The sequence below is a fragment of the Janthinobacterium sp. Bl 1 genome (genome assembly GCF_058215535.1).
The window spans coordinates 1,026,832-1,046,764 of record NZ_CM177086.1 but is presented as its reverse complement, the minus strand read 5'-3'; the positions used below and the strand labels follow the sequence as shown (position 1 = coordinate 1,046,764).

Annotated in this window: 17 protein-coding genes and 2 tRNA genes; 11 read left to right on the top strand and 8 right to left on the bottom strand. The window is 63.8% G+C overall.

Annotated features, from left to right (window positions below):
- Positions 1-133: 133 nt before the first annotated feature.
- The 3 genes from AC4BCN_RS04715 to dkgB form a co-directional block, all read right to left on the bottom strand.
- Complete coding sequence (locus AC4BCN_RS04715) at positions 134-1,372, bottom strand: FAD-dependent monooxygenase (protein WP_490492692.1); 1,239 nt, start codon at positions 1,370-1,372, stop codon at positions 134-136.
- A gap of 66 nt (positions 1,373-1,438) precedes the next feature.
- On the bottom strand, positions 1,439-2,368 hold the full coding sequence (locus AC4BCN_RS04710) for a TIGR03571 family LLM class oxidoreductase (RefSeq protein ID WP_490492691.1): 930 nt from the start codon (positions 2,366-2,368) through the stop codon (positions 1,439-1,441).
- Position 2,369: 1 nt separating this feature from the next.
- Entirely contained in the window at positions 2,370-3,194 is an 825-nt protein-coding gene (gene dkgB, locus AC4BCN_RS04705; RefSeq protein ID WP_338680704.1) for a 2,5-didehydrogluconate reductase DkgB, read from the bottom strand.
- 186 nt (positions 3,195-3,380) lie between these two features.
- Here dkgB and AC4BCN_RS04700 point away from each other — a divergent pair.
- Positions 3,381-3,456, top strand: a tRNA-Phe gene (locus tag AC4BCN_RS04700).
- 183 nt (positions 3,457-3,639) lie between these two features.
- Positions 3,640-4,617: a hypothetical protein gene (locus AC4BCN_RS04695; RefSeq protein WP_338680703.1), complete on the top strand. Its 978-nt coding sequence runs from the start codon at positions 3,640-3,642 to the stop codon at positions 4,615-4,617.
- A 76-nt stretch (positions 4,618-4,693) separates the two neighbouring features.
- Here AC4BCN_RS04695 and AC4BCN_RS04690 read toward each other — a convergent pair whose 3' ends face one another.
- On the bottom strand, positions 4,694-5,233 hold the full coding sequence (locus AC4BCN_RS04690) for a DUF2058 domain-containing protein (RefSeq protein WP_034753528.1): 540 nt from the start codon (positions 5,231-5,233) through the stop codon (positions 4,694-4,696).
- Between the two features lie 264 nt (positions 5,234-5,497).
- Here AC4BCN_RS04690 and AC4BCN_RS04685 point away from each other — a divergent pair, with 264 nt between their 5' ends.
- On the top strand, positions 5,498-5,803 hold the full coding sequence (locus AC4BCN_RS04685) for a PsiF family protein (protein WP_034753527.1): 306 nt from the start codon (positions 5,498-5,500) through the stop codon (positions 5,801-5,803).
- A gap of 48 nt (positions 5,804-5,851) precedes the next feature.
- On the opposite strand, the gene AC4BCN_RS04680 is transcribed toward AC4BCN_RS04685, so the two are convergent.
- Together AC4BCN_RS04680 and ptsJ are read right to left on the bottom strand one after the other, a co-directional pair.
- Entirely contained in the window at positions 5,852-6,571 is a 720-nt protein-coding gene (locus tag AC4BCN_RS04680; RefSeq protein WP_490492690.1) for a glutamine amidotransferase-related protein, read from the bottom strand.
- Between the two features lie 30 nt (positions 6,572-6,601).
- Positions 6,602-7,903: a MocR-like B6 salvage transcription factor PtsJ gene (gene ptsJ, locus AC4BCN_RS04675; protein ID WP_490493573.1), complete on the bottom strand. Its 1,302-nt coding sequence runs from the start codon at positions 7,901-7,903 to the stop codon at positions 6,602-6,604.
- A gap of 90 nt (positions 7,904-7,993) precedes the next feature.
- On the opposite strand from ptsJ, the gene AC4BCN_RS04670 reads away from it, so the two are divergent.
- The 3 genes from AC4BCN_RS04670 to AC4BCN_RS04660 all read left to right on the top strand — a co-directional run bounded on the left by AC4BCN_RS04670 (position 7,994) and on the right by AC4BCN_RS04660 (position 13,685).
- Complete coding sequence (locus AC4BCN_RS04670) at positions 7,994-8,800, top strand: YggS family pyridoxal phosphate-dependent enzyme (RefSeq protein ID WP_490492689.1); 807 nt, start codon at positions 7,994-7,996, stop codon at positions 8,798-8,800.
- 134 nt (positions 8,801-8,934) lie between these two features.
- On the top strand, positions 8,935-11,199 hold the full coding sequence (locus tag AC4BCN_RS04665; RefSeq protein ID WP_490492688.1) for a putative bifunctional diguanylate cyclase/phosphodiesterase: 2,265 nt from the start codon (positions 8,935-8,937) through the stop codon (positions 11,197-11,199).
- Between the two features lie 92 nt (positions 11,200-11,291).
- Positions 11,292-13,685, top strand: a complete 2,394-nt coding sequence (locus AC4BCN_RS04660; protein WP_490492687.1) for a S9 family peptidase — start codon at positions 11,292-11,294, stop codon at positions 13,683-13,685.
- A gap of 106 nt (positions 13,686-13,791) precedes the next feature.
- Here AC4BCN_RS04660 and AC4BCN_RS04655 read toward each other — a convergent pair whose 3' ends face one another.
- Positions 13,792-14,775, bottom strand: a complete 984-nt coding sequence (locus AC4BCN_RS04655) for a cytochrome-c peroxidase (RefSeq protein ID WP_338680694.1) — start codon at positions 14,773-14,775, stop codon at positions 13,792-13,794.
- A gap of 220 nt (positions 14,776-14,995) precedes the next feature.
- Between AC4BCN_RS04655 and AC4BCN_RS04650 the strand changes: the two genes are divergently transcribed.
- On the top strand, positions 14,996-15,427 hold the full coding sequence (locus tag AC4BCN_RS04650) for a hypothetical protein (protein ID WP_490492686.1): 432 nt from the start codon (positions 14,996-14,998) through the stop codon (positions 15,425-15,427).
- Positions 15,428-15,447: 20 nt separating this feature from the next.
- Here AC4BCN_RS04650 and AC4BCN_RS04645 read toward each other — a convergent pair whose 3' ends face one another.
- Entirely contained in the window at positions 15,448-16,218 is a 771-nt protein-coding gene (locus AC4BCN_RS04645; RefSeq protein ID WP_252867166.1) for a hypothetical protein, read from the bottom strand.
- 119 nt (positions 16,219-16,337) lie between these two features.
- Between AC4BCN_RS04645 and AC4BCN_RS04640 the strand changes: the two genes are divergently transcribed.
- From AC4BCN_RS04640 to AC4BCN_RS04625, 4 genes are all read left to right on the top strand, one after another.
- Positions 16,338-16,413: transfer RNA gene (locus AC4BCN_RS04640), tRNA-Phe, on the top strand.
- A 286-nt stretch (positions 16,414-16,699) separates the two neighbouring features.
- On the top strand, positions 16,700-17,032 hold the full coding sequence (locus AC4BCN_RS04635; RefSeq protein WP_338680691.1) for a collagen-like protein: 333 nt from the start codon (positions 16,700-16,702) through the stop codon (positions 17,030-17,032).
- Between the two features lie 123 nt (positions 17,033-17,155).
- Complete coding sequence (locus AC4BCN_RS04630) at positions 17,156-19,519, top strand: acyl-CoA dehydrogenase (RefSeq protein ID WP_490492685.1); 2,364 nt, start codon at positions 17,156-17,158, stop codon at positions 19,517-19,519.
- 66 nt (positions 19,520-19,585) lie between these two features.
- On the top strand, positions 19,586-19,831 hold the full coding sequence (locus tag AC4BCN_RS04625) for a DUF1059 domain-containing protein (RefSeq protein ID WP_070305491.1): 246 nt from the start codon (positions 19,586-19,588) through the stop codon (positions 19,829-19,831).
- Positions 19,832-19,933 lie beyond the last annotated feature (102 nt).

The following is a 19,933-nucleotide window of genomic DNA, read 5'->3' as shown; positions in this document are numbered from 1 at the left end:
AAACGCCCGGCGAAACTGACAGGGGGCCCGGCGCCGTTATCTCTTTAATAAAACGAGCGCCGCAGACGAGCTGCGGCGACCTTGAATTTTCACTAATGCCATTATCCGGCGATATCTTAAGATACGCTGATATTTACTGATGTCCCAATGCGTGCGAAATCATTTTCCGCTTCAGGGCAGGTAATTTATCCAGCAAGTTTAATCCCAAATTGCGAACCACGCGCAACGGTTCCAGATCGGCGCCAAATAATCGCGCCAGGCCATCGGTGGCCAGCTGCATCAGCAGCACGTCTTCCTTGCGCGCGCGCGCATAGCGGGCCAGCACGCGTTCGTCGCCGATGCCGCGGTGCGCTTCGCGTTCGCTGATCGTCTTGACCAGCTGCGCCACGTCGGCAAAGCCCAAGTTCATGCCGTGGCCGGCCATCGGGTGCACCACGTGGGCGGCGTCGCCCACCAGGGCCACACGCGGCGCCACCATGGCGTGCGGGCGCATCAGGGTCAGGGGAAACGCGCGCACCAGCTCCGGCTGCAAAGGCGTGAGCTTGCCCAACTTGTCCTGGCAGTATGCGGACAAGCGCGCGGCCAGAGCATCGGCCGATTCGGCCATCAAGGTATCGGCCAGGGCATCGGGCGCCGACCAGACGAGAGAGACGCGCTCGCCCGGCAGCGGCAGCAGCGCGACGATGCCTTCGCTGCCCGTAAACCACTGGTGGGCCGCGCCATGATGCGGCTTTTCGCAAGCGAAGTTGCTGACCACGCCGCGCTGGCCATACGAGCGGTAATCGAGGCCGATGTCGCACTGGCCCCGCACCCACGACTGGGCGCCGTCCGCACCCACCACCAGCGCGCAGGTGATGGTGTCGCCGCCATCGAGGTGCACGATGGCCGAGTCGTTCGTCCATTCCAGACGGCTGGCGCGGCCCTGCAGCACGCTGACGTTCGGCGCGAATTTCAGGGCGGCGTCCAGCGCCTGGCCCAGGTTGCGGTCTTCGATGATCCACGCCAGGCTGCCCACATGGGCGCCATAGGCGTCGAAACCGAGTCCGCCCGGCTGAGCGCCATCGCCGTTGACCAGCATGGCGTCGACGGGCGCCACCCTGTCGGCCTCTAAAGCGCCCCACACCTTCAGCGACGACAGCAAGTCGTGCGCCGTGTGATTGAGCGCATACACGCGCACGTCCCAGCTGGCTTCGACCGGCTTGGCGGCCGAAGGGGAGGCCGGCGGACTCGCCGGAGATAACAGGGTGACGCTTTGTCCTGCCTGGGCAAACGCCAGCGCCGTGGTTTTCGCGATGGCGCCGTTGCCGACGATGCAAACGTCGCTGTGGCTGTGCATGAAGCGCCGCATGGTGGGGGGAGTGGGACTGTTCATGCGGCCATTATAGCGTTTGCCCCAGCTGTTTCAGATAGTCCGGAAGTACAGAACGCGTGCCTCAGATCAAGCGGCGCCATGAAAGACGGGCAGCACGTGGTCCGCGATCTCCTGCATCGCCTCGGCCAACGGGTGGCGCTTCTGCCGCAGTTCCAGGCCGATGTGCCGCACGCCGGCCGCGCGCATGGCGTGCAGCTCGGCGATCAGGCCATCGCGTCCCATGCGCCCGCCGAAGCGGAAGCGCTGCAGCGGCAAGCTCGGATCTTCATCCAGATCCAGGTGGATGAAGCTGACATATGGCTTGTCGTCGCCGGCCACGGCGCGCCATTGCGCCGCGCGCCGCGCATGGTCTTCCGGCGTGCCCGGATAGGCGAGCCAGCCATCCATTTGCGCGCCGATCCAGGCGGGCGACTGCTGCGCCAGCCCCGCCACCAGCAGCGGCAAGGGTGCGGCCGGTTTCGGCAGCAATCGGATGCCGGGCGGCAGGTGCGTCTCGCCCCAGTCGCACAGCATGGCGACCTGCTCGCGGAAGGCGGCGCCGCGCTGCTCGAAATCGCGGCCGAACACGGGATACTCGACGGGCCGGTCGCCGCTGGCCACGCCCAGCAGCAAACGCCCGCCGCTCAACTGGTCGACGCTGGCCGCCGCTTTTAACGTCAGCACCGGCTCGCGCAGCGGCAGCACCACGGCGGCCGTGCCCAGCAAGATATTCTCCGTGATGCCGGCCAGGTAGCCGAGGTACGTAAACACCTCGAAGACCTGGGCCGCGTCGCCGAACGACGGGTCGTACAGGGGTACGTCGCGCAGCCACAAGGCCCGGAAACCCAGGCGGTCGGCCAGCTTCGCCAGCGCAGCATGCTGTTTCAGGTCAGGTTCGCCCGGCACGCGGCCGGACGCCGCATTCGCCTGCCGCCCCATGGACGACCAGTCATTATCGAGCGGCAGTTCCAGGCCGATACTGAAACCGCCCTGCCCCAGCTTCATCATGGCGCCCATCTCAATCCCACTGCGGCGCCAGGCCGTCCGGGTTGGCCAGGCGCTCGCCCCGCTCCAGGGTCGCCATCTGCGCCATCTCGTCCGGCGACAGGGTGATGCGCTGGAAATGCAGGTTCGCTTCCAAGTTGGCGCGTTTGGTCGACGACGGAATCACGGCAAAGCCCTGCTGCAGCGACCAGCTCAGGGCCACTTGCGCCGGCGTCACGCCGTGCTTTGCGGCGATGGCCGCGATCACGGGGTCCGCCATCACCTTGCCATACGCGAGCGGCATGTAGGCCGTGATGTGGATGCCCTGGCTGCGCGCGAAATCGATGACCTTGCGGTTTTGCAGGAACGGGTGGATCTCGACCTGCTGCGTGGCGATTTCCGATGCGCCCACCGTATCGATGGCTTGCCGCAGCTGCGCATTCGTGAAATTCGATACGCCGATGGCCTTGGTCAATCCCTGCGCCTTCGCCTGCGCCAGCGCTTCCATGTACTCGGCCACGGGAATCGCGTTGTTCGGCGACGGCCAGTGGATCAGGGTCAGGTCCAGTTGTTCCAGCCGCAGCTTGCGCAGGCTGTCCTTCAGGCTCGGAATCAGCTTGTCGCGCTGCAGATTGTCGATCCATATCTTGGTCGTGACGAACAGCGCGTCGCGCGGGACGGCGCTGGCGGCGATCGCCTGGCCCACTTCGGCTTCATTGGCGTAGATTTGCGCCGTATCGATATGGCGGTAGCCGATGTCGAGACCCGCGGTGACGGAATCGATGACGACCTGGCCCTGCAGGCGGAAGGTGCCCAGGCCGATTTCAGGGATGGCGGTGTGATTGGTGGTGGTATTCATGCGGCAGTCCTCTCAAATACATGTCGATGACGACACTATGCGCCCTTCCTTTGTTGAGAAAAATACCGTTTATATCAAATCATATTTGATCCACAGGCAAGTAAAATGATGCCCATGCAGGAAATCCAGGAAAAGTCGTCGCCGGCTCTTGCATTCCCGTTTTGGTCTGCTATAATTCGCCACCTTGGCCTGGTAGCTCAGTCGGTAGAGCAGAGGATTGAAAATCCTTGTGTCGGTGGTTCGATTCCGCCCCGGGCCACCAAGAATTCAGCAGCACCTATCAAAAACGCCACCTTCGGGTGGCGTTTTTGTTTGTGGCGCCGTCACATTCCCTCCCAGCTCATCATCCGGCACCATTGCACAAGACGCCGGCATCCCTGACACAGGATTTTCCCCACGGGAACATGTTAAGATTAATTAAAGATTAACGCCCGTATCAAGGAACATGACCGTGAAACAATGTTTATTACTGGCTGTTGCCAGTGCCCTTGCCAGTACCGGGATGGCGCAGCCTGCGCAAGTTGCAGAACAGGTGACAACGTCGTCAAGCGCCACGCAGCAGGAACCTCAGCGCGCAATCCCACTCAGGCCATGGGAAAAAAGGCTGGCAGCGTCGACGTTTTCCATGCAGATGCTGGCAAGCGGCCGCATTGATCCCGACTACCCTGGCTTGCCGCTTGGCCTCGCCGTGACCGCCATACAAAAATTCTTGGCCGACAAAAAAGGCGAATTCGAATCGACGGCTGATTATCAGCGTAGAAAGACCGCTGCCCTGGATGAAAAAATCATCGGCAACTCAAGCTTGAATGACTGGTTTGCCTTGGTGACCCCGGTCAAGAATAACGAACAATCCTCAAATGCCATCAGCTACGAATTCAATGCGAATACAGGAAAAGTAAAGCTCTTTGTCTTGCCTTACTCTTTTGAGCTCAATGGTATCGGCGCTCCTGACTACGACCTCAACAAACTGCGATACAAGGGCCTGGATCAATTTCAATTGAGTTCCAAACTGAAATCAAAAGGTCCGTACAAGGGGCCTGGCAGCTATCGCGCAAAATACCCCATCGAAGAAACCGACACGGCAAGGCTGGGCATTGCAGTCAATCGCATCCCGTTCCTGGATTTTCAGCGTGACAATTTTCAATCTAACAAGAAACCAGTAGTCCAGTTGACGATGGAAAATGCCGTCGCGGAAAAAGAGCTACCCGTCTTGAAGGCGCTGCTCGTGATGAAAGTGGCGGCGCCTTACCTGGTCTATGATTTCTACCGGTCCGAGTTTACTCCGGACAGAACGGACATGAAAACAATACAAAGCATTTACCTTGCCGGCAATATGGCTGGCATTATTTTTTACTCCGGCATCACTGGCGATATCCTGGGGCGATTACCTGCGGGATTTGGCCTGCCTGTCGCACCGAATTAATGCAAAAAAAAGCCAACCCGAAGGTTGGCGTTCTCAACACGCAAGGCGGCCGCCTGCGGCCAGCCACACATCGTTCTTACCACATCAAATCATCAGGAATCTGGAACGCCGCGTACGGATCGTCCTCATCCACTTCCGTGCTGGCCTGCTTGACGCGCACGACGATGGCGGGGTCGCGTTCGGCGATCTTGTCGGCGATGATGCGCGGCACCAGTTCCACGGCGCCGCCCAGGCAGACGATCACCAGACGGCCCGCCACCAGGTGGGCTTGCACGGCCGCCGTCACGTAGATGCGCTCGATCTTGTTGTTGAACGTGAAGTTATACGGCACGTCGCCGTTGTTGCCCTTGCTCTGGCGGTTCTTCTGCACCATTTGCGCGATCTGCGCCACGATGGCTTTCTGGTTGGCGGCCGCGTCGCGCTGGGCATTCAGTTCGCGCGCGCGTTCCGCGTTCTTGCGCTGCGTCTCGAGCGCGGCCAGGCGCACTTCATCGACGCTTTGCGTGCCGCTTTTGCGCTCGTCCTTTTTTTGCTTGCTCTTGTCCTGGTTGGCCAGCTTGACCTTCTTCTTGTCGACCAGGCCGGCCTTTAAAAACTGCTCTTGCAACGAGACCATAACTACTCCGTATTGAGGGTGCGCCGGCCAAGGCAGCGGCATCGGCCGGTGGAAAGACGCTAGCATAGCAAAAAAAAGGGACGCTGCCGCCGCAACATGGCTGCCCGGGCCAGCCGGCAGGCGCCTTGTGCCTGTCAGTAACAAAAAGACACACTCGAGTGGAAATTTTGTTGATAAATGTCATATAGTTAGTTACGTTCTGCATATCGGCATTGCCTGCCGCTTGCATGTCCCCTTCCACTGACTGCGCCTAAAGGATTTACCATGAAACAATTCATCGCCCTCTGCATCGCCGCCGCGTTTGCCAGCACCGCCTTTGCCGCCGCACCGGAAGCGGCGCCCGTCGCCAAGACGGCCCAACAGTCAAAAATGACCACCTGCAATGCGGATGCCGCCGGCAAGAAAGGCGATGAGCGCAAGGCCTTCATGAAGGAATGCCTGAGCGCCAAGCCGGCGCCGGCCATGACGCAGCAAAACAAGATGAAGGCGTGCAATGTCGACGCAAAGGACATGAAGGGCGACGCCCGCAAGGCGTTCATGAAGGAATGCCTGAGCGCGCCGAAGAAATAAGCGCCTCGCCTGCTTGCCCCAACAACGCCAGCGTCATGCTGGCGTTTTTTATGGCGCTGCGTAAGCCTGCATCAGCCGGTCGAGGAAGATAAACAGCTGGCCATTCATCGCTTGCCAGTCGTGGGCGCGCAGGGCCGCTGGCTGCTGCACGAAACGGTGCGACGTGAGCGTGGCCAGTTCTGTTTCCGACGCGGCGATCAGCAGGTCGACCACCTCCGGCGTGAACTCCATGTGACACTGGAAGCCGTACACCAAATTGCCGTATTCGACGATCTGACGGGGGCAGCCTTCGCTATAGGCGATGATCTTCGCGCTGTCGGTCAGGCCCGGCATGTCGCTGTGCCAATGCCCCGTTTCCAGGACATCGCCAAAATGGGCGAACCTGTCGTTCGCCTTTCCGTCTGCCGTCAGCATGATGGGGAACTTGCCGATCTCCTTTTCAGGGCTGTGCGCGTGCCGTGCTCCCAGGGCTGCGCCGATCAGCTGCGCGCCCAGGCAAACGCCGACGACGGCTTTGCCCGCCGCGGCACAGGCGGCTATCAGGGCCTGTTCGGCTGCGGCATCGAAATGCGGGCATTCCTCGCGCGTCGTCGACGGCGACTGCGGCCCGCCCATGACGACCAGCAGGTCGATGTCCGCGATGGAACCAGGCAGCGGCTCATGGGCATGGACGCGGGAATACGTGGCCTCGTGGCCCCGTTCGCGCACCCAAGTCTCATAGGCGCCCGGCGCCTCGAATGCTTCATGCACGATGAAATGGACTTTCATGATGTTCCCTTCTGTGGCTAGGAATTAAAACTATGGCCGGCCCAGCACCCGGGCCAGCACGCCGGCGAACGCCTGCGCGCCCGCTTCGTCGATGGTCGACACGGTGATCCGCAATCCCTGCGCCGGCGCCTGCACGCCGAACGCTTCGCCGCCGCGCACCAGCCAGCCATGCCGGGCCAGCGCCAGCACGGCCGCCTGGCTGCTGTCCGGCAGCGGCAGCCACAGGTTCAGGCCATCGGCGGGGCTGGCGCAATCCAGGCCTTGCGCCGCCAGCGCCGCCGCCACTATGTCGCGGCGGCGCGCATAGTCTGCGCGGGCCAGGACCACCTGCGCGGACACGTCGGACGACGACAGGCAGGCGCTCACGGCGTCCTGCAAGAGATGGCTGACCCAGTTCGTGCCGGGCGCCAGTCGCAGGCGCAAACGTTGTGCCGTCTGCCCGTCGCTGGCGACAACGGCCAGGCGCAGGTCGGGGCCGAAGATCTTCGATACGGAACGGATCAGCGCCCAGCGCCGGGCCGCCGGGGGTATCACGTCCTGGTAACCGGCGGCGGACAGCAGCGAAAAATGGTCGTCGACGATGACCAGCACGTGCGGGTAGGCGGCCAGCACGGCGCGCAGCTGGTCCGCGCGCGCCGCGCTCAGGCTGCAGCCGGTGGGATTGTGCGCGCGCGGCGTCACGATGACGGCTTGCGCGCCTTGCGCCAGCGCCCGTTCCAGCGCTGCGGCCTGCATGCCCTCGGCATCGACGGCCACGCCAACGGCGTGCAGGCCGGCGATGCGCAAGGTGTTGATACTGCTGACGAAGCACGGGTCTTCCACGGCTACCTTGTCGCCCGCGGCCAGGTACGCCCCCAGGAGGCGCTCGACCGCATCGACGGCCCCATTCGTCACGGTGATGTCGTGGCCTTCGGGGCAATCGCCGGCCAGCCAGCGCCGCGCCAGCACTTCCAGTTCCGGATCCACGGTAGCTTCGCCATACAGGCGCGGGCGGTATGGCTTGCGCGCCAGGGCCGCGCCGACATCGGGCAGCCAGGCCAGGTTCGGATTGCCGCCGCCCAGGTCGGCCAAGGGCGAGCCGGGCAGCAAGCCTTCCTGCTCGCCAGGATCGCGCTGCGCGCGGATGGCCGTGCCCAGGCGTCCTTGCGTGACCGCGATCCCGGCCGTCACCAGGCGCTTGTAGGCCAATGACACGGTATTGCGGTTGACGCCCAGGGTCGCGGCCAGCTCGCGCACGGTCGGCAGCTCCTGGCCCGGCAGCAATTCGCCCGCCTGCGTCAGCGCGCGGATGCTGTCGAACAGTTCCGCGGAGGTTTTTCCGGCAATCTTCACGATAGTCTCAGACATGATATATTTTGGCATAGGACAATAATACACCACTCCCGCGACTGCTGCCGCTAAAGGCAAATACAAGGCTGACACATGAACAATGACACTCCCCTGCTCACCCCCACCATGCATGAGCGGCATGGGCGCTGGCCGCAAGCCGTATCGGTGGACGACTTCCGCCGCAATCTGGCGGCAGTGCATTCGCGCATGGCGGCCGCCTGCCAGCGGGTCGGGCGCGATCCGGCCGGCGTGCGCCTGCTGCCGGTCAGCAAGACCAAGCCCGAGGCGAGCCTGCGCCTGGCCTACGCCGCCGGTTGCCGCATGCTGGGAGAAAACAAGCCGCAGGAAGCGGGCCGCAAATGGGAAGCGATGGGGGATCTGGCCGACCTGCAATGGTCGGTGATCGGCCATTTGCAGACCAACAAGGCCAAGCTGGTGGCGCGCTTTGCCAGCGAATTCCAGGCACTCGACAGCCTGCGCGTGGCCGAGGCGCTGGAACGGCGCCTGCAAGCGGAAGGGCGCGGGCTCGATGTGTTCGTGCAAGTAAACACCTCGGGAGAAGCCAGCAAGTACGGCTTGCCGCCGGACGAGGTGGCCGCTTTCCTGCGCCAGCTGCACGCCTTCCCTTCGCTGCGGGTGCGCGGGCTCATGACCTTGGCCCTGTTGTCGGCGGAAGCGGTGCGCGTGCGCCGCTGCTTCGTGCTGCTGCGCGAATTGCGCGACCGGCTGCGCCAGGACGTCCCCGATGGCATCAGCCTCGATGAGCTGTCGATGGGCATGTCCGGCGATTATGAAATCGCCATTGAAGAAGGCGCCACCGTCGTGCGCGTCGGCCAGGCCATCTTCGGCGCGCGCGATACGCCCGATAGCCACTACTGGCCCACGGCGCAAACGGACTAGGAAGCCCGGTGCGCCTTGTGGTCGCGCCGTCAATCATGCCGAATGATCAAGATGACATGCTGAAAGATACCGCGTAATATTTTTACCATACTGCTCAGCTCGGCAGCAGAGCTCCCTGGGGAAAGGACGGCAGCGTGGCCGCGTCAAACGACCTCGCGCACTGGCGCGGACAGATTTTTGCGCGCCTGCTGCAGGCGGTGCTGCTGCTGGGCATCGTCACTGCCATTCCCAGCGCCCTGCTGGCCGCGCGCGAAGCTATCTGGTCCATAGTAGCCCTCGACTTGCTGGCCATCGGCTGGATCGGCCTCATCTGGCATCTGCGCGCCATGCCCTACCGCTGGCGCGTGTGGCAATTCCTCATCGTCGCCTATTTGGTGGGCGTGGGCCTGCTGATGAAAATCGGCCCCGTCAGCCAGATCTACATGATGCTCATGCCCGTGCTGGCGGCCCTGCTGCTGGGCATGCGGCCAGCCTTGTCCACCCTGGCGCTGACATCGCTGACCATCTTCCTGCTCGGCCTGCATCCCGACGTGGAACTGCAATTGCGCGGCGTGCCCGATTCGCCCGTGCTGCGCGCGCTGATCGTGGCCCTGAACTTCCTGTTCATCGCCGCCGTGCTGACCCTGTCGTGCGCCTTCCTGCTGCGCCACCTGGAGCGCAGCAGCCAGGCCCTGTCGCAGCTGAACGCCGATCTGCGCCTGACGGCCACGGCGCTGGCCCGCCTGAACGACATGGTGATGATCGCCGAAGTGGCCGCTACCTCGCTCGGCACGGATGCGGTGCCGGCCACGCGCATCATCTTCGTCAACGACGCCTTCGAGCGCAGCAGCGGCTATGCGCGCGCCGAGGTGCTGGGCCGCAGCCTGCTGTTCCAGCAAGGCCCCGCCACCGATGCGGACGAACTGGCGCGCGTCGCCGCCGCCATGGCCCGCGCCCAGCCGGCACGGGCGGAATTGCTGAATTACAACAAGGCCGGCAAGGCCTACTGGGTCGAAGCGGAACTGGTGCCGTTCACGGATGCGGACGGCAGGCAGACGCACTGGGTGGCCGTCGAGCGCGAAATCGACGAGCGCAAGAAATCGGAAGCGGACATCCACCGCCTGGCCTTCTATGACGTGCTGACGGGCCTGCCCAACCGGCGCCTGCTGATGGACCGCATCGGCCACTTGCTGGCCGCCGCGCCGCGCAACCATACCATCAGCGCGCTGATGTTCATCGACCTCGACCACTTCAAGCACATCAACGACGCGCGCGGCCACGCCACGGGCGACGCGCTGCTGCGCCTGGCCGGCGAACGGCTGGCGCAGCTGATGCGCAAGGCCGACACAGTGGCGCGCATCGGCGGCGATGAATTCGTCGTGCTGCTGGCGCACCTGGCCGATGACCTGGACAGCGCCGCGCGCGCAGCAGCCCAGGTGGCCGAGAAAATCCGCGCCGCCATCGCGCGCGACTTCGAGATCGGCGCGCAGTCCTATCATTGCAGCGCCAGCATCGGCGTGACCCTGCTGCCGAAAATGGAGCAGCAGGCGCACGACCTGCTGCGCGAAGCGGACATCGCCATGTATCGCGCCAAGGCGGAAGGGCGCAACGGCATCGCCTTCTTTGAAGCGGCCATGCAGGCGGGCGTGGAGCGCCGGCTGACCCTGGAACGGGCGCTGGCGCGCGCCCTCGATGACCATGTTTTATGCATGCACGTGCAGCCGCAGGTCGACCGTCACGGCCGGGTCACGGGCGCCGAATTGCTGATGCGCTGGCCGCAGGCGGACGGCACGTACATCGCGCCGGATATCTTCATTCCCATCGCCGAAGAATCGGGACTGATCGTCAAGCTGGGCCACTGGGCCCTGCGCGAAGCGTGCCGCGCCGCCAGGGTGCTGGCGCAGGCGGGATCGCCCGTCGCCCTGTCCGTGAACGTCAGCCCGGCCCAGTTCCGCCAGCCCGATTTCGCTTCCCGCGTGCAGGCGGCGCTGGCCGAACACGGCACGCCGGCCGGCGCCCTGATCCTGGAATTGACGGAGGGTTTGCTGATCGACCAGCGCGATGCCTCGCTGGCGCGCATGCGCGAACTGGCGGAACTGGGCATCCGCTTTTCCATCGACGATTTCGGCACCGGCTATTCCAGCCTCGCCTACCTGACCTCGATGCCGCTGTACGAACTCAAAATCGACAAGCGCTTCATCGACGACACGCCGCACGATGCGCGCGACACGGCCATCGTGCAGGCGATACTGGCCATGGCGCGCCACCTGGGCTTGCGCGTCGTGGCCGAAGGCGTGGAAACGCAGGAGCAAGCCGACTTCCTCATCGCCCACGATTGCGACGGCTTGCAGGGCTTCCTGTATGCGCGGCCGATGCCGCTCGCCGACTTTCTCGCCTGGCTGGCCGGGCGTCAAGCTTAGCTTTCCGACATTTCCTGCACGCAACTCCTCCGCTAGAATACCGGCCTCATAGCCTGTACCTTCACCATCCCCTTTGATTAAAGCGATCCCCGATGCGTCTGGTTCTTCCCCTGCTGCCGCTCCTGCTGCTCTCTTTGCTGCCCGCCGCGCATGCGGCCCCTTCCTCCACCTCCACTGCGCCCACGCCGATCACCTTGGACCAGGCCATGGCCGATCCCGACTGGATCGGCACACCCGTCGAAGCGGCATGGTGGGGCTGGAATGGCCAGCTCTACTACAAGCAAAAACGCCTCGGCTCGCCCCTGCGCGACACGTTTCAATCTCCAGGCGCGAATGCCAAGCTCAATAGCGGCAAGAAGGTCGACGATGCGCAGCTGGCCAATCTCGATGGCCAGCAGATGGTCGTCAACCGGGCCGGCACGCGCGCCATCCTGCTGCGCAACGGCGACCTGTTCGAGCGCGACCTGAAAAACGGCGCCCTGACGCAGATTACGCGCGGCGTGACGGCCATCAGCGACCCGCAATATTCCGCCGATGGCGGCGCCGTGCAGTACCGCAGCGGCACCGACTGGTTCAGCTGGAACCGTCTCGATCGCCTGAGCGCCCCCGTCGCCCTGCTGCGCGCGGCCAAGGACCCGGACGCCAAGCCGGAAGCGGACGCCCTGCGCGAGCTGCAACTGCGCCTGATCGTCAACCTGGCGCGCCAGAAGGAAGACCGCGACGCGAGCCGCGAACGCCGCCACGAAGAGCGCCGCCTGGACGCCACGCGCGCGCCGGAACCGATCTACCTGGGCGAGAAAGTGACGATTTCCGGCAGCGCCCTGTCGCCGGACGGCCGCTGGCTGCTGTTCGTCACGCAAGACAAGGCCGCCGAAAAAGGCAAGCTGGGCAAACTGGCCCGCTACGTCACGGAAACGGGCTACCCGGAAGCGGACGACGAGCGCACGCGCGTGGGCCGCAACATGCCGATTGCGCAAAGCCTGAAACTGGCGGACCTGCGCACGGGCCAGGTGCGCGAGATCGCCTTTGACAGCCTGCCCGGCATCGCCACCGATCCGTTGGCCTCCCTGCGCGCCGAACAGAAGCTGCCGCCCCTGAAAGGCAACCGCGCCGTGCGCATCGATGCCCAGCGCGACGGCATCGCCTGGACCGATGACGGCAGCAAGGCCGCCGTGCGCATCCGCGCCATCGATAACAAGGACGGCTGGCTCGCCAACGTCGACCTGGCCAACGGCGCCCTCGTGCCCGTGCACCGCATCAGCGATACGGCCTGGGTCAACCGCCGCGCCGAGGAATTCGGCTGGCTGCCAGACAACGCCACCTTGTGGTATCTGTCCGAGGAAAGCGGCTACGCCCACCTGTACACGAAAACGGGCGCGGCCCCGGCACGCGCCTTGACCAGCGGCCAGTGGGAAGTGAGCGCCGTCGAATGGAGCCGCGACGGCAAAAATGCCTATTTCATGTGCAACCGGCAGGCGCCAGGCACGTATGAAGTGTGCGCCAGCACGGCCAAGGATGGCGGCGCGCGCGAAGTCACCAGTTTGAAAGGCGTGGAAAACTTCGGCCTGTCGCCCGACAACGGCAAACTGCTGCTGCGCTATTCCACCAGCTATATGCCGGCCCAGCTGGCCACGATTTCCGTTGCCGGCGGCAAGGCGACTATCCTCACCGATACGCGCAGCGACGCCTTCAAGGCGCGCAACTGGGTCATGCCGGAACTGGTGCAAGTGCCGTCCACGCATGGCGCGGCACCGATCTGGGCCAAGCTGTACCGGCCAAAGCAGCTGGAAGCGGGCAAGCGCTATCCTGTCGTCATGTTCGCGCACGGCGCCGGCTACCTGCAGAATGTGACCGAGCGCTATCCCGTCTACTTCCGCGAACAGATGTTCCACAACCTGCTGGTCGAGCAAGGCTATATCGTGCTCGACGTCGACTACCGCGCCTCGCTCGGCTACGGCAGCGCCTGGCGCACGGCCATCTACCGCCAGATGGGCCACCCGGAACTGGAAGATTTTGTCGATGGCGCAAACTGGCTGGCAGCACAGCACCAGGGCGACATCCGGAACGTGGGCATCTATGGCGGCAGCTATGGCGGTTTCATGAGCCTGATGGCCCTGATGCGCGCGCCGGACATCTTCAAGTCGGGCGCCGCCCTGCGTCCCGTGACGGACTGGACGACCTACAACCACGAGTACACGGCGAATATCCTGAACACGCCGGACATCGATCCGCAAGCGTACAAGATTTCGTCGCCGATCGAGTACGCGGACAAGCTGACGGGCAACCTGCTGATCGCCCACGGCATGATCGACGACAACGTGTTTTACCAGGACTCCGTGCGCCTGTCGCAGCGCCTGATCGAGTTGAAAAAGGACAACTGGGAAATGGCCAGCTACCCGATGGAGCGCCACGGCTTCGTGCAGCCGGAAGCGTGGTATGACGAGTACCGCCGGATTTATCAGCTGTTCCAGCGTACGTTGAAGTAAGCGATATCAGAATGTCGGATTACGCGGCGTGACGCCGCTAATCCGACCTACGCCGAGAGAGTAGGTCGGATTAGCCCGCAAGGGCGTAATCCGACACCACACCCACTCAGTCAAACGGCACCGGCCGCGGCGTCGTGTCGCTTGATGGCGGCAAGATCGGCAGCACCATGTGCGGCTGCTTGCCCGTCAGGGTTTTCAGGAAGGCCACCAGCTTGGCGTTTTCGTCGGGCGTAAACGTGCGGCCCAGCTGCAAGCGGCCCATCACGTCGACGGCCTGCGTCAGGGTCGCCGCTTCGCCATCGTGGAAGTACGGATACGTCAGCTCCACGTTGCGCAAGGTCGGCACCTTGAAGTTGAAGCGGTCCGCATCCTTGCCCGTCACGGCCGAGCGCCCTTCTGCCGTCATCGCCGTTTTATACGGTTCCACCACGCCCATCTTCTGGAAGGTATTGCCGCCCACGGCGGGGCCGTTATGGCAGGCGATGCAGCCGCTCGATTTGAACAGCTGGTAGCCGGCCAGCTCGTCTTTCGTCAGCGCGCTTTTCTTGCCCGACAGCCACTGGTCGAAACGCGAACCGGGCGTCACCAGCACTTCCTCGAAGGCGGCGATGGCGCGCGTGACTTGCTCGATAGTCAGCTTGTCCTGGCCAAACACTTGCCTGAATTCCGCGCGGTAGGCGGGTATCGAGGCAAGCACGTCGATTGCCAGCTCGTGCGTAAAAGCCATCTCGCCGGGATTGGCGATGGGGCCGCCCGCCTGCTCCTGCAAATCCTTGGCGCGGCCATCCCAGAATTGCGCCACGTTCATGCTGGCATTGAGCACGGTGGGCGAATTGATAGGCCCGCGCTGCCAGTTATGGCCGATCGAGGTCTTGATATTGTCCGTGCCGCCCATGCTCAGGTTATGGCAGCTGTTGCAGGAAATAAAGCCCGAGCGCGACAGGCGCGGGTCGAAAAACAGTTTCTTGCCCAGCTCGACCATCGCTGGATTGGCCACCTTGGCGGCAGTGATGGGCTGGATCGGCTCCTTGCTGGCGGCGTGCAACGCGCCACTGAGAGCGAGGCTGGCGATGAAGAGAAAGGGGGACATGGTGCTGCGCATAGTCTAACTCCTGGAAACATTCCCGAATCGGCGGCGCGCGCCGGCGCGGGAATGCAGCGCGCCGGCCCGGTCGCCACCCGTACATCGCTGATTGGATGTTGATTTATATTAACTTTGACGGGTTGACAATGGAAATGACCGGGATCAAGGTTCTGGCCAAGTGCGAATCGCGCTTGCCATTTACGCAAGCGTGGCACATGATGAAGGCATGAAAACGCCTACCTACCCCGCCCTGTTGCGCGCCACGTGCGCCAGCTTCCTGCTGCTGGCCGCCAGCGCCTGCGGCAGCGCCCCCACGCAAGATGATGCGCCGCCCGCCCCCGGCAATGCCGGCTTGCTGGCGCAAATCCAGGCGGAAGTGGGCCCCGCCGCCTGCGATTCCACCCAGCAATGCCAAACCATCGCCATCGGCGCCAAGGCTTGCGGCGGCCCCGAGCGCTACCTGGCCTGGTCCAGCAAGGGCAATGACGGCAAGAAACTCAAGGCACTGGCCCAGGCGCAAGCCGAGGCCAGCCGCAAGCAGCAGCAAGCGGACGGCATGATGTCGACCTGCTCCATCGTCACGGACCCGGGCGCCACCTGCGAAGCGGGACGCTGCGTGCTGCAAAAGAGCGCGATGGGAAGCTACGCCGCCATGTAAGCGCTTGTGTCGGCAACACGTCAGGACTGCAATTGCAGGGTCTTGACGATCTTGCTCTCCACCCTCTCGCCCGCGCCCGAGGTGGTGTTCTTGCTCTCCTTGCGCAGCAACAATAAATGGTCGCCGCTGACGCCATACTGGCGCGTCTCGTCCGACTTTTGCGTAAAGCTGACGACGACAAAGGCGCGCCCGCTCACGTCAAAGTGGAAATGGCTGGCCAGCGGCGTGCCGTCCGCGGCGATCCACACCTCGATGCCGCCTTCGAACTTCTTCACATACTTGCGGTCTTTCTCAGGCACCTTGTCGAGCGATAAAGTAAAGCTGAGCAGACGCGCCGGCTTGCCCTTGTAGCTATCCATCTTTTCACTGCTGAACACGGCTTCCTCGATCTCGCGCGACAGGGCATCCGCCGCCGACACCATGGAGCGCAGCTCCGTCGCCTTCATTTCTCCCAGCGCAAAGCCGATCGGCGTCTTCACCTTCGGATCCTTCACCCTGGCGCGCTGCTCGGCCTCCACTTTCGCCAGCAAGTCCTTGCCGTAGAGCACTTGCAAGCCCGCCGGCCCGCCTTCGACGGTGACCGTGGCCTGGCCGCTATCCTCTTCCGCCGCCTTGCCCTCGCCCTCGCGGCGCCAGCTTTTCGATTCGACCTGCGCCTTGATCGGCATCTGGCCCTGCAATCGGGCCAGCGCCGCATTCAGATCGGCCAGCCCGTCGGCCCGCGCCGCACCGCAAAACAAACTGAACAAGCCCGCCACCGCCAGGCCCTGCACTCCAATACGTCGCTGCATCGCCACATCCCTTCGGGTCGTACAAGGATGCCAAAACACCATGTTTTGGCCATCTGTTGCATTTGAACACAGCTAGCTCTGGTCAGGTAGAAAGTCTTTCTGCTATAATTCGCCGCCTTGGCCTGGTAGCTCAGTCGGTAGAGCAGAGGATTGAAAATCCTTGTGTCGGTGGTTCGATTCCGCCCCGGGCCACCAAGAATTCAGCAGTACATAGCAAAAAGCCAACCTTCGGGTTGGCTTTTTTGTTTTCCTTTGCACAAAACCTCCCCTGCCCCACCGCTGTGTACGCAAACGAACGGACTGCAGCAGCCCAAGAGCCCATGCTGCAGGCAGACCACACACCCTTCCCGCCGCCAGCGCCCTGCGCGACACGGCGCAACGGCCACCTGGCCAGTTCTCCCCGCTACACCGCCATGCGAAACTCGCGCCCGACGCCGTCGAGCCGTTCCGTACATTACGGCACACTGCCAAAGGATGCATCATGAAAACTACCCTGATATTGCTCGCGCTCGCCTCTACCCTTGCCCTGACGGCTTGCCAGCGCGAAGCACCACCCGCACCCACCGTCATACAAGTCGTTCCCGGCCCTGCCGGCGCGCCTGGTCCTGCCGGCGCGACGGGTGCCACGGGCGCTGAAGCCCCTGCCGGCGCGACCGGTGCCACCGGCGCCACGGGACAGACCGGCGACAGCGGTGCCGCCGGATATGACGGCGCCAAGGGCGCCACTGGAGCACAAGGCAACGATGGTGCCAAGGGCGACGACGGCGCCAAAGGCAAGACGGGCGACACGGTGATTGTCGTTCCACAACGCTAATACGCTTTACGCCTGACACCACAACGCCAACCCCTGCGGTTGGCGTTGTGCGTATGCGCTGTACCGCACAGTAACATTCGCCATCTCGGCCTATCCTGTTGTCATTACACAGGGAGATATCGCATGCTGACGATCATACTGGTGGTGGCCCTGCTGGGCCTGGTTGTACTGTTCGCGCCCGGCCCCGTGCGCCGCGCCCTGATTACCCCACACCTGCTGGCCCTGTTCAAGCGCATTTTGCCGACGATGTCCGACACGGAGCGCGACGCGCTCGAAGCCGGTACCACGTGGTGGGATGCGGACCTGTTTTCCGGCAAGCCCGACTGGCCCAAGCTGCTGAGCTATGGACGCGCCTCGCTCACGGCCGAAGAGCGCCACTTTCTCGATCACGACGTCGAGCGGCTGTGCGAACTGGTCAACGACTGGGAAACGCAGCAGACACAGGATTTGCCGCGCCAGGCCTGGGACTACATGAAGGCGCAAGGTTTCCTCGGCATGATTATCCCCAAGCAATATGGCGGCAAGCAATTCTCCGCCTACATGCATTCGCAAGTTGTCATGAAGCTGTCGAGCCGCTGCTCGGCGCTGGCCGTGACCGTGATGGTGCCCAATTCGCTGGGGCCGGCCGAACTGCTGCTGCACTACGGCACCGAAGAACAGAAAAACCATTATCTGCCGCGATTGGCCAACGGCACCGAGATTCCCTGCTTTGCGCTGACCAGCCCGTACGCGGGTTCCGATGCGGCCGCCATTCCCGACCTGGGCGTGGTCTGCATGGGCATGCATGAGGGCCGCGCTACCCTCGGTTTCCGCCTCACGTGGAACAAGCGCTACATCACCCTGGCGCCTGTGGCGACCTTGCTGGGGCTGGCATTCCAGACCAGCGACCCCGAGCATCTGCTGTCCAGCAACGATGCGCCGGGGATCACTTGCGCCCTGATCCCCGCCTGCCACGACGGCGTCGTGATCGGCCGCCGCCATCACCCATTGAACGCCGCCTTCCAGAACGGCCCCACGTCGGGCAACGATGTGTTCATTCCCATCGACTGGGTCATCGGCGGCCAGGCGCAGGTGGGCAAGGGATGGCGCATGCTGATGGAGTGCCTGGCGGCCGGGCGCGCCATTTCGCTGCCCTCGTCCAGCGTGGGCATGGGCAAGATGGCCGTGCGCGGCACCGGTGCGTATGCGGCCGTGCGGCGCCAGTTCAACATGCCGATCGGCAAATTCGAGGGGGTGCAGGAAGCGCTGGCCCGCATGGGCGCCAACCTGTACCTGATGGATGCGGCGCGCACCTTGGCCGCGCACGCCGTCGACCTGGGCGAAAAGCCGGCCGTCATTTCCGCCATCGTCAAATACCACGTCACGGAACGGGGCCGCGCGCTCGTCAACGACGGCATGGACATTCTCGGCGGCAAGGGCATCTGCATCGGCCCCAACAATTTCCTCGCCAGCGCCTACCAGCAAATCCCCATCGCCATCACGGTCGAAGGGGCCAACATCCTCACGCGCAGCCTGATCATCTTCGGCCAGGGCGCCATCCGCGCGCATCCGTATGTGCTCAGAGAAATGGCCGCCGTCAGCGAAAGCGACGGCCGCAAGGCCTTGCACGATTTCGATGCGGCCTTCTTTGGCCATGTCGGCTTTGTGCTGGGCAACCTGGCCAGGGGCTTGTGGTACGGACTGGGCGGCGCGCGCCTGGCGGCCGTGCCCGATGCCGGCGCACCTGTACTGATGCCCTACTACCGCGCCCTGACGCGGCTGTCGACGGCGTTTGCCGTCATGACGGATATGTCGATGTTCGTGCTCGGTGGCGAACTCAAGCGCCGCGAGCGGCTGTCCGCCCGCTTGGGCGACGTGCTGGCGCAGCTGTACTTGGCGTCGTCCGTGCTGAAGCGCTACGAGGATGATGGCCGTCCCGAGGCCGACCTGCCCTATGTGCACTGGTCGCTGCAAGATGCGCTCGTCAAGGCGCAGCAAGGCTTGACGGGTGTGCTCGACAATTTTCCCGCTCGCGTGCTGGCCGTGCTGCTGCGCACCTTGCTGTTCCCATTTGGCCTGCCCCATCGTCCGCCTTCCGATGAACTGGGCAGCGAGGTGGCGCTGGCCCTGCAAACGCCGGGCGCCGACCGCGAACGCCTGCTGGCCGACAGTTATGTGGCCATCGAGGATAGCCAAGGCGGCGACCCCGTGGCCTGCGCCGAGCGGGCCCTGGCCCTGCTGCCCGACATCCTGCACATCGAAAAACGCCTGAAGGACACGCCCGAAGGCGCGGCCCTGCGGCACCTGCCGCAAAGCCTGTCCGCCATGCAGCAGTGGCTGGCCGCAGCCAAGGCGGCGGGCTCGGTCAGCTGCCAGGAGCACAACACCTTGCTCGACTATGCGCGCCTGGTTGACGGCTTGATACAGGTCGACGATTTTGCGCCCGCTGCGGCGCAGCCAACACACTTGCAGGCGCACGGGGCCGATATCAACAGCCGCGCAGCCTGAGCCGGATTGCGGCCTATACTGAATTGAGCGGGTGCTGTGCCCGCTCCTTTCGGAAAGGAGTCGATCATGACGCGCAAATTCATCGATTGCCGGGAATTCCCAAGCGACACGCATTGCTCGGTGGCCATCTCGGCCGACAGCGAGGAAGAGCTATTGGGTATTGCCGTGGAGCACGCGGTCTCGGTACACCATCACCATGACACGCCGGAACTGCGCCAGCAATTGCGTCAACTGTTCAAGGACGGCATGCCGCCCGAACACCTGCCCATGACGGGACAGGCCGGCAACAGCGGGACCGCGCATGCGCACTAGCCTGCCAGGGCTTGCGCCGGTTTCTGCCAGCGCAAGCCCGGCACGAGCGGCACCAGGGACACACAGGCTTGCACGCTTTACGCCTGAGCATCCCGGCAGCGG

Excerpts from the sequence above, each read along its gene's own strand:
- AC4BCN_RS04715 (WP_490492692.1), bottom strand. The coding sequence starts at position 1,372 with ATGAACAGTCCCACTCCCCCCACCATGCGGCGCTTCATGCACAGCCAC.
- AC4BCN_RS04710 (WP_490492691.1), bottom strand. The coding sequence starts at position 2,368 with ATGGGCGCCATGATGAAGCTGGGGCAGGGCGGTTTCAGTATCGGCCTG.
- dkgB (WP_338680704.1), bottom strand. The coding sequence starts at position 3,194 with ATGAATACCACCACCAATCACACCGCCATCCCTGAAATCGGCCTGGGC.
- AC4BCN_RS04695 (WP_338680703.1), top strand. The coding sequence starts at position 3,640 with ATGACCGTGAAACAATGTTTATTACTGGCTGTTGCCAGTGCCCTTGCC.
- AC4BCN_RS04690 (WP_034753528.1), bottom strand. The coding sequence starts at position 5,233 with ATGGTCTCGTTGCAAGAGCAGTTTTTAAAGGCCGGCCTGGTCGACAAG.
- AC4BCN_RS04685 (WP_034753527.1), top strand. The coding sequence starts at position 5,498 with ATGAAACAATTCATCGCCCTCTGCATCGCCGCCGCGTTTGCCAGCACC.
- AC4BCN_RS04680 (WP_490492690.1), bottom strand. The coding sequence starts at position 6,571 with ATGAAAGTCCATTTCATCGTGCATGAAGCATTCGAGGCGCCGGGCGCC.
- AC4BCN_RS04670 (WP_490492689.1), top strand. The coding sequence starts at position 7,994 with ATGAACAATGACACTCCCCTGCTCACCCCCACCATGCATGAGCGGCAT.
- AC4BCN_RS04660 (WP_490492687.1), top strand. The coding sequence starts at position 11,292 with ATGCGTCTGGTTCTTCCCCTGCTGCCGCTCCTGCTGCTCTCTTTGCTG.
- AC4BCN_RS04655 (WP_338680694.1), bottom strand. The coding sequence starts at position 14,775 with ATGTCCCCCTTTCTCTTCATCGCCAGCCTCGCTCTCAGTGGCGCGTTG.
- AC4BCN_RS04650 (WP_490492686.1), top strand. The coding sequence starts at position 14,996 with ATGAAAACGCCTACCTACCCCGCCCTGTTGCGCGCCACGTGCGCCAGC.
- AC4BCN_RS04645 (WP_252867166.1), bottom strand. The coding sequence starts at position 16,218 with ATGCAGCGACGTATTGGAGTGCAGGGCCTGGCGGTGGCGGGCTTGTTC.
- AC4BCN_RS04635 (WP_338680691.1), top strand. The coding sequence starts at position 16,700 with ATGAAAACTACCCTGATATTGCTCGCGCTCGCCTCTACCCTTGCCCTG.
- AC4BCN_RS04630 (WP_490492685.1), top strand. The coding sequence starts at position 17,156 with ATGCTGACGATCATACTGGTGGTGGCCCTGCTGGGCCTGGTTGTACTG.
- AC4BCN_RS04625 (WP_070305491.1), top strand. The coding sequence starts at position 19,586 with ATGACGCGCAAATTCATCGATTGCCGGGAATTCCCAAGCGACACGCAT.